Genomic DNA, 6,747 nt, shown 5'->3' with positions numbered 1-6,747 from the left:
GGGACGCTCGCGAATACGAAATACAATGAAAAAGGCATCTTCAACGGGACGAAGACGGATACGGAATTCGTCTCGATGGACGGATTGCGTGATTACTTAGCAAGTGCTTCAGGTCCTGTTGACGGTGTCTTCACGGATGGGGATCCGACGGGCAAGGAGACGGAATCAATTCAATATGAAGTCTCTTCCGGTATCGAAGTCCAAGTCAACATCTCGCCACTTAGCGTCTTTGGACCGGGAACGTTCCAGACATTGAAAAAAGTCTACGATGCCCTAGGGACGAATGCTGACAATAATGGAGCTGCTTTATCCGGTATGTTGAAGGATATCGATGAGATGGTGAACGGCACGGTCGAGACGCGTGCGGATCTCGGGGCACGGGTCAACCGGATGGATTTGAACACGTCACGGCTCGAGGATCAGGAAATCATCGCAAAGACGGTCATGTCGGATAACGAAGACATCGAGGCAGAAAAAGTCATCATGGAACTGAAGTCGTACGAAACGTTACACCGAGCGGCTCTCAGCGCCGGAGCACGAATCATTCAACCAACGTTACTCGATTTCCTACGATAAGAGGTGAAGGCAGATGAATCTTCCGCATCTTGAAATGCGTCAGACGGCAGCACGAATCGGGATGAACATCACGCGTCCGCAAATCGAGCAGAAGCAGACACCTGCCTCCCTTTCGATCGAACAGCCTCGCGGGGAACTGTCGATTGAAACCGTCGCGGCACGTCTTGAGATCGATTCGACACAAGCCTGGATCGAGATGGGGCGTGTTCCTGCACTCGAGTCCGTTCGGCAGTACGCTGCCTACGGTCGACAAAAGGGACAGGAAGCGGTCGCGCAGAGAGCATCGGAAGGGGATCAACTGATGCGAATCGAGCAGGGTGGGGGAACGGTCGCGCGGATTGCAAAAGCTAACGACGCACCGCCTGCCGAAGTGACAACACTCGGATTCATCCCGCGGAGTCTTGATCGGGTCAAGACGACTTTTACACCAGCGGAAGTCCGATTGAGCTACACCGCGAATCGTCCGAAGATCGATGTCGAAACGCATCAACCGGAGCTGACCGTAAAAGACGGACAGGTCGAGATTTTCTTACAAGAACAAAATCAATTGAATATGTGGCCGGTTGGTGGCATATTCGACGGGGAAGGATAAAGACATGCAAATCGAAACCGATTTTTTTGGAACTATCACGATTGACGAGACGGAAATCATTACTTTCGCGTCCGAATTACCGGGTTTTCCGGACGCGAAGCGCTTCATCCTGCTCCCGTTCGGAGAGGGCGTACCGTTCTGGTCGTTTCAATCGATTGATCAGCCGGAGTGTGCGTTCGTCGTGACGAACCCGTTCTGGATTGATCCGGAATACGTCTTCGAGTTACCGGACGCAGCAAAAGAGCAGCTCGGGATTGAGGATACGGCGCAAGTCGCTGTCTATACGACGGTCACGTTGCGAGATCCGTTCACGACGTCGACGACGAACTTACGGGCACCCTTCGTCATGGAGACGAAACAACGACTCGCGAAACAAATCATCTTAGACGATACATATACGAATCGTCATCTGATCGGTAGCCTGACGGAAGTAGGTGGTCGCTGATGCTCGTACTCAAACGAAAGACGGGAGAAGCGATTCAAATTGGTGACGACATTGAACTGACAATTCTTGCGATTGAAGGCGATCAAATCAAGCTCGGTATCAAGGCACCGCGACAGGTCGACATCCACCGGAAGGAAGTCTACTTGTCGATCCAAGAAGAGAACACGGAAGCCTCCCGTAGCACAGGGTTGATCGGACAACTCTTGAAACAACAGGAAAAATGATTCCATTTGAATGTCATTGGAACGTATTTTTCTTGTGAACGATACGCTTCAAACGAGGATGAAAAGACTCCCTTTGCCTGAATCTAGCGCAAAGGGAGTCTTTCTTATCATGAAACAAATGCTGAAACGCGTTGAATCGTGTATAGTAATGGAGAGAAAAGAAACCTTTTGAGCCAAAGAGGGAGTTGTCAGGAATGAATGAGACGAAGCAGCTGAAAAAAGACGCGAACCGAGTATTGAAAGCGACGAGTCGCACCTTCTATATCCCGATTAGTCGACTATCGCAAGACTTACAGGAAGCGGTCGGTGCTGCTTATCTATGCATGCGCGCCATCGATGAGATTGAAGATCATGAAGACTTGGCGACGGACGTCAAGACGATGTTGCTCCGGGAGACGGCATTGTTGATGCGGGGCACATTTTCCGCTACCGCCTATCTTGAGTTGATTGCGCCGTATACGGCACACCTACCAGAAGTGACACTTCGTCTACCGGAGTGGATCGCCTATTGTCCGGCTGCGATTCGTCCGAAAGTGCTCGATTCGACGGCCGAGATGGCAGAAGGCATGGCGGTCTGGGCTGAGCGTGACTGGACGGTCGAGACGGAAGCGGATCTTGATGAGTACACATACTATGTCGCGGGACTTGTCGGTGTCATGTTATCCGACATCTGGTACTGGAAGGCTGGTATCGTCACCGATAAACAGCAAGCGATCGGATTCGGTCGTGGTCTGCAAGCCGTCAACATCCTTCGTAACCAACAGGAAGATGCGGAGCGTGGTGTCGGCTACTTCCCACCTGGTTGGACGACGGATACGATGTTCGCCTATGCGCGTGAGAACCTTGCAGAAGCCGATGCGTACCTTGCGTCCATTCCGAAGGAGACGACGATTTATGAATTCTGTCACATTCCACTTGCACTTGCACATGGAACGCTGGATGCCCTTGCAAAAGGGAAAGAAAAACTGAGTCGTCCGGAAGTCTTGAAGATCGTCGGCGCCGCCGTACTAAAACGATAAGCACAAACGAACAGCCGCCCGTTTCCGTCAAGGAAGTGGGCGGCTGTTTTTAACGTAATAGATAAAAAGCGAGTCCAATCAAGGCAGAACCCGTCCAAATCAAAGCGATCGTCCGTCCATAGGGAAAACGATAACCGACGCGACGGGAGACGAGTAGTCCGATCGTCATCACCGTCAACGCGACAAACCAGGTCAAGAACACAGATAGCTGTTGCATATGTCTCTCCTTCCATCAATGCAAGTCAGACAGATAGGTCAACACTTTATCTTCATACGCCTTCCGGTCATGCGCGTATGACTGGACGTGTCCGCCGTTTTCCGTCACGTAGAGTTCCGAGCGCGGAGCAGCTTTTTGGATCTTCATGCTTTCCGTGACGGGAATCGCATCATCATCCTTCCCGTGAATCAACAGAATCGGGTACTCGATGCGCCGGACCGCTTCGACTGGTTTGACTCGTTCTGGCTTAAGACCTGTCAACGGTGGCGTGATTTCAAGGATGATCGGTGTGAACGGGAAGTTCGGTAACCCGCTCCAGACGGGCAGGTTCGTTGCGAGATAATTCTCGAGATCGCTGAACGGGCTGTCGGCGATGACACCGACGACATCCGCTTTCGGTGCCGTTACGAGTGATGTCGCTGCGCCCATTGAGATACCATAGAGGACGACCGGTTTTGAAGAACGTGACTTCGCGTAACGAACAGCTGTCAGTAGATCATCTTGTTCCTTGGCACCAACCGTAACGCGTTTCCCGTCCGATTCACCCGATCCTCGGAAATCGAACGTCAAGACGTTGTATCCGGCATCGTGAAACTTCTTAAATAGCGGGAAGACAGGAACATCATCTTGTTCCCGGTTCTTGCCATAGCCGTGAGCGAAAACGATCGTCAACTTCGCATCTTCGCTTGGCATCCACCAGCCAGACAAACGTGTCCGGTCTTTATAAGAACGGAAGGTAACATCTTCATAGTCAAGTCCTTCTGCTTTTTTGGGTGTCGTCGTCAAGGCTTCGCGTTCCGGTTGCGTCAACGATGATCCGACATAACCGGAAATCCCGATGACAACGATGACAGCGAGCGTCACGATGACGATCACGCCGCCGATGATTTTCTTACGATGTTTTTTCCACACCCGCGTTCCTTCCCTTCGTTCGGTTAATGGATATCTTTTTTCTTGAAGCGACCGCCATGGACATCATGGATGTTGCCGATCGCAATAAAAGCTTGTTCATCGAAGTCACGAACGATGTCCTTCAGTTTAGATTCTTCGAGCCGGCTGATGACACAAAAAATGACTTTTTTGCCGTCACCGGTAAAGGCACCTTCCCCGTTTAAGTACGTCATGCTTCGACCAAGTCGGTCCATGATCGCAAGACCGATCTCTTCGTAATTCTCCGAAATGATCCAGACACTCTTCGATTGATCGAGTCCGTCGATGACGACGTCAATCGTCTTGAAGGCGACGAAATAGGTGATCAACGAGTACATCGCTCGGTCCCAACCGAAAACAAATCCAGCAGCACCGAGAATGAAGACGTTGAAGAACATGACGATCTCACCGACTGAAAACGGTGTCGAGCGGCTGAAAGAGACAGCAAGAATCTCAGTTCCGTCGAGTGATCCACTCGAACGGATGACGATCCCGACGCCGATTCCGAGAATCAAGCCACCGAATACGGTCGCGAGCAGATCAACACTCGTCAATGGACCGATGTGTTCGAGGAGTTTCGTTGCGATCGCCATGACGAAGATCGCATATAACGTTGACAGGGCAAACGTCTTTCCAATCTGCTTATAGCCGAAAAAGATGAACGGGATGTTCAAGAAGAACAGCCACAAAGCGAGCGTCGTATCTGTCACCTTTGAGCCGATGATCGAGATTCCGACGATCCCGCCATCGATGATGTTATTGGGAACAAGGAATCCTTTCAGTCCAAGTGCGAAGATGATGGCACCGATTGTTAGCATCAGTAATCGTCGAAAAAGCTGACCTTTCGTAGAGCGACGATGATGTTTCGTAGGTAGTGGTGACTGCATGCCATTCCTCCCTTCTATAGTAAAACGCTTTAGGATTACTATAACAAAAAAGCACGAAGACGTGTGTGAACGTCTTCGTGGAGAGGTCAAGGGCGATAACGTAACGACTGGAAGAAACGCATGATCTGTTCTGCTTCGATCGGATTTGTATATTCACCGATGTATTGATGATCTTGTTGTCCGGTGATCGTCACCGTACAGGAGACGAGTTGAACGCCTTCACTCAAGCGAATCTCAAACGTTGCGTCCGACAACGGTAACAACGTCTTCGACGAAAAATAGAGTGCCCGCGTACTCGTTTGATGCGCTTCAATGTCTGAGAAGGGCAGTTCGAACGACTGGGTATGATGTGTCAGCATGCGAACTTTCCCAGAGACGGAAAAACGGGGGATGGTATCGCTCGACAAGGAACAGGCTTCGATCGGATACAAAATCTCCCGCAGGAGGAACGATTCCATGACGTCCGCTGGAACCGGGCGACTGAATAGATAGCCTTGGATACTCGGACAATTGAGTGTACGGAACGTATCGAGCTGACGGAGCGTCTCGATGCCCTCTGCGACGACGGTCAGATTGAACTCACCTGCCATGTAGAGAATGCTTTTGACGATTGCTTGGGCTTTAGCGTCATCCGTGATGTGGGTCGCGAACTGCCGATCGATCTTGATGACGTCGATCGGATACCTTTGCAGGTAGACCATTGAGGAATAGCCTTTCCCGAAGTCGTCGAGTGCGATCCGAACACCGATCCGGCTGACGTATTCGAGTGTCCGACTCGTCATCGGATCATCCATGATTAAAGCCGCTTCCGTGATCTCAAGTTCGAGTAACTCAGGCGCGAGATCGTACGTCGACAGCATCCGCTCGATATGGTGTTCGAAGCCGGGGATCAAGAATCGTTTCGGTGAGACGTTGACGGAAATTGGAACAAGATCTGCTCCGGTCGCCTTCCAGTCTTGCATCGAACGGCACGCCGTCTCGACGACCCAGTCTCCGATCGCGATATGTAAAGCACTCTCTTCGGCAAGCGGAATGAAGTCGTTCGGTGGAATCCGTCCCCATTCCGGGTGTTGCCAGCGAATCAGTGCTTCGAGACCGACAATCTTTCCTGTCCAGCTGTCGACCTTCGGTTGATATTCGAGAAACAGTTGATTACGTTCGATCGCGTAATGTAAGTCCTGCTCGAGCCGGTAGCGCCGGTAATAATCGATATCGAGATTCGATGCGTAGTGGTGTATCGTACTGTGATTTTCACGACGCGATCGTCGTAAGGCGGTATAGGAATGCTTTAACAATTCGACAGCGTCTGTACTGTCTTCCGGATAGCGACTGACCCCAACAGAAATACGAGTGAACAAGGCGTATGGTTCGATCGAGATCGGTGTTTCCGATAGATCGAGTAGTGCCTCGGCGCATGCCGTCACATCCTGTTTATCGCTTGTCGGTACGAGCAGGGCATACTCATCACCACCAAGATGTCCGAGGAACGTTCCATCTGACTTTGTTTGTTGTAATAAGGCAGCCGTTCCTTGTAGCCACTGATCACCGGAGCCGTGTCCGAAGGCATTATTGATCTCAGCGATGCGGTTGAAGGAGACGGTCAGGACGAAGAACGGTTGGTCCTTCTCTTGCCATGCGTCGATTGTTCCGATCAGCGCTTGCCGGTTCGGCAGATGCGTCACGGCGTCACGTAAAGCGAGCTGCCGCAATCGTTCCTCGTACGCTTTTTGAAGCGTGATATCATGCATGATGCTGTTCGTATAAGCAATCGTACCGTCCAGTTGGAAGACGGGGATTTGTTGGTCCTCAATCCATTTGACGCGACCATCCGGGAAGTGAAGGCGGTACTGGATCGTA

9 protein-coding genes are annotated in these 6,747 nt (G+C 51.2%); 5 read left to right on the top strand and 4 right to left on the bottom strand.

Going from position 1 to position 6,747, the window contains the following annotated elements:
* From B2751_RS04225 to B2751_RS04205, 5 genes are all read left to right on the top strand, one after another.
* Nucleotides 1–576 (top strand): flagellin (locus B2751_RS04225; protein ID WP_290773046.1); only part of this gene is annotated, 576 nt, incomplete at its 5' end.
* Nucleotides 577–589: 13 nt separating this feature from the next.
* On the top strand, nucleotides 590–1,168 hold the full coding sequence (locus B2751_RS04220) for a DUF6470 family protein (protein ID WP_290757379.1): 579 nt from the start codon (nucleotides 590–592) through the stop codon (nucleotides 1,166–1,168).
* Between the two features lie 4 nt (nucleotides 1,169–1,172).
* Complete coding sequence (gene fliW / locus B2751_RS04215; RefSeq protein WP_056063060.1) at nucleotides 1,173–1,613, top strand: flagellar assembly protein FliW; 441 nt, start codon at nucleotides 1,173–1,175, stop codon at nucleotides 1,611–1,613.
* Complete coding sequence (gene csrA / locus B2751_RS04210; protein ID WP_035410102.1) at nucleotides 1,613–1,837, top strand: carbon storage regulator CsrA; 225 nt, start codon at nucleotides 1,613–1,615, stop codon at nucleotides 1,835–1,837. The genes fliW and csrA overlap by 1 nt, the downstream gene beginning before the upstream one ends.
* A gap of 194 nt (nucleotides 1,838–2,031) precedes the next feature.
* Nucleotides 2,032–2,856, top strand: a complete 825-nt coding sequence (locus tag B2751_RS04205; RefSeq protein WP_035410098.1) for a squalene/phytoene synthase family protein — start codon at nucleotides 2,032–2,034, stop codon at nucleotides 2,854–2,856.
* 49 nt (nucleotides 2,857–2,905) lie between these two features.
* Here the strand turns inward: B2751_RS04205 and B2751_RS04200 are convergent, their stop codons facing one another.
* From B2751_RS04200 to B2751_RS04185, 4 genes are all read right to left on the bottom strand, one after another.
* The gene (locus B2751_RS04200) at nucleotides 2,906–3,073 is read right to left on the bottom strand and encodes a hypothetical protein (RefSeq protein WP_290773044.1); all 168 of its coding nucleotides are present in this window, start codon (nucleotides 3,071–3,073) and stop codon (nucleotides 2,906–2,908) included.
* Nucleotides 3,074–3,088: 15 nt separating this feature from the next.
* Nucleotides 3,089–3,985, bottom strand: a complete 897-nt coding sequence (locus B2751_RS04195; protein WP_290773042.1) for an alpha/beta hydrolase — start codon at nucleotides 3,983–3,985, stop codon at nucleotides 3,089–3,091.
* Between the two features lie 23 nt (nucleotides 3,986–4,008).
* A complete protein-coding gene (locus B2751_RS04190) occupies nucleotides 4,009–4,890 on the bottom strand; it encodes a YitT family protein (RefSeq protein WP_035410093.1) in 882 nt (293 codons plus the stop codon).
* An 86-nt stretch (nucleotides 4,891–4,976) separates the two neighbouring features.
* On the bottom strand, nucleotides 4,977–6,747 hold a 1,771-nt coding region (locus B2751_RS04185), incomplete at its 5' end, for a putative bifunctional diguanylate cyclase/phosphodiesterase (RefSeq protein ID WP_290773041.1).

Source organism: Exiguobacterium sp. UBA6282, from assembly GCF_002440475.1.
Classification (GTDB): Bacteria; Bacillota; Bacilli; order Exiguobacteriales; family Exiguobacteriaceae; genus Exiguobacterium_A.
The sequence above is the reverse complement of the archived record's forward strand: the minus strand, read 5'-3'. Positions and strand labels throughout refer to the sequence as shown.

Bases quoted from the DNA above. Each gene is read 5' to 3' on its own strand.
- B2751_RS04190 (WP_035410093.1), bottom strand. From the start codon at position 4,890: ATGCAGTCACCACTACCTACGAAACATCATCGTCGCTCTACGAAAGGT.
- fliW (WP_056063060.1), top strand. From the start codon at position 1,173: ATGCAAATCGAAACCGATTTTTTTGGAACTATCACGATTGACGAGACG.
- B2751_RS04220 (WP_290757379.1), top strand. From the start codon at position 590: ATGAATCTTCCGCATCTTGAAATGCGTCAGACGGCAGCACGAATCGGG.
- B2751_RS04200 (WP_290773044.1), bottom strand. From the start codon at position 3,073: ATGCAACAGCTATCTGTGTTCTTGACCTGGTTTGTCGCGTTGACGGTG.
- B2751_RS04205 (WP_035410098.1), top strand. From the start codon at position 2,032: ATGAATGAGACGAAGCAGCTGAAAAAAGACGCGAACCGAGTATTGAAA.
- csrA (WP_035410102.1), top strand. From the start codon at position 1,613: ATGCTCGTACTCAAACGAAAGACGGGAGAAGCGATTCAAATTGGTGAC.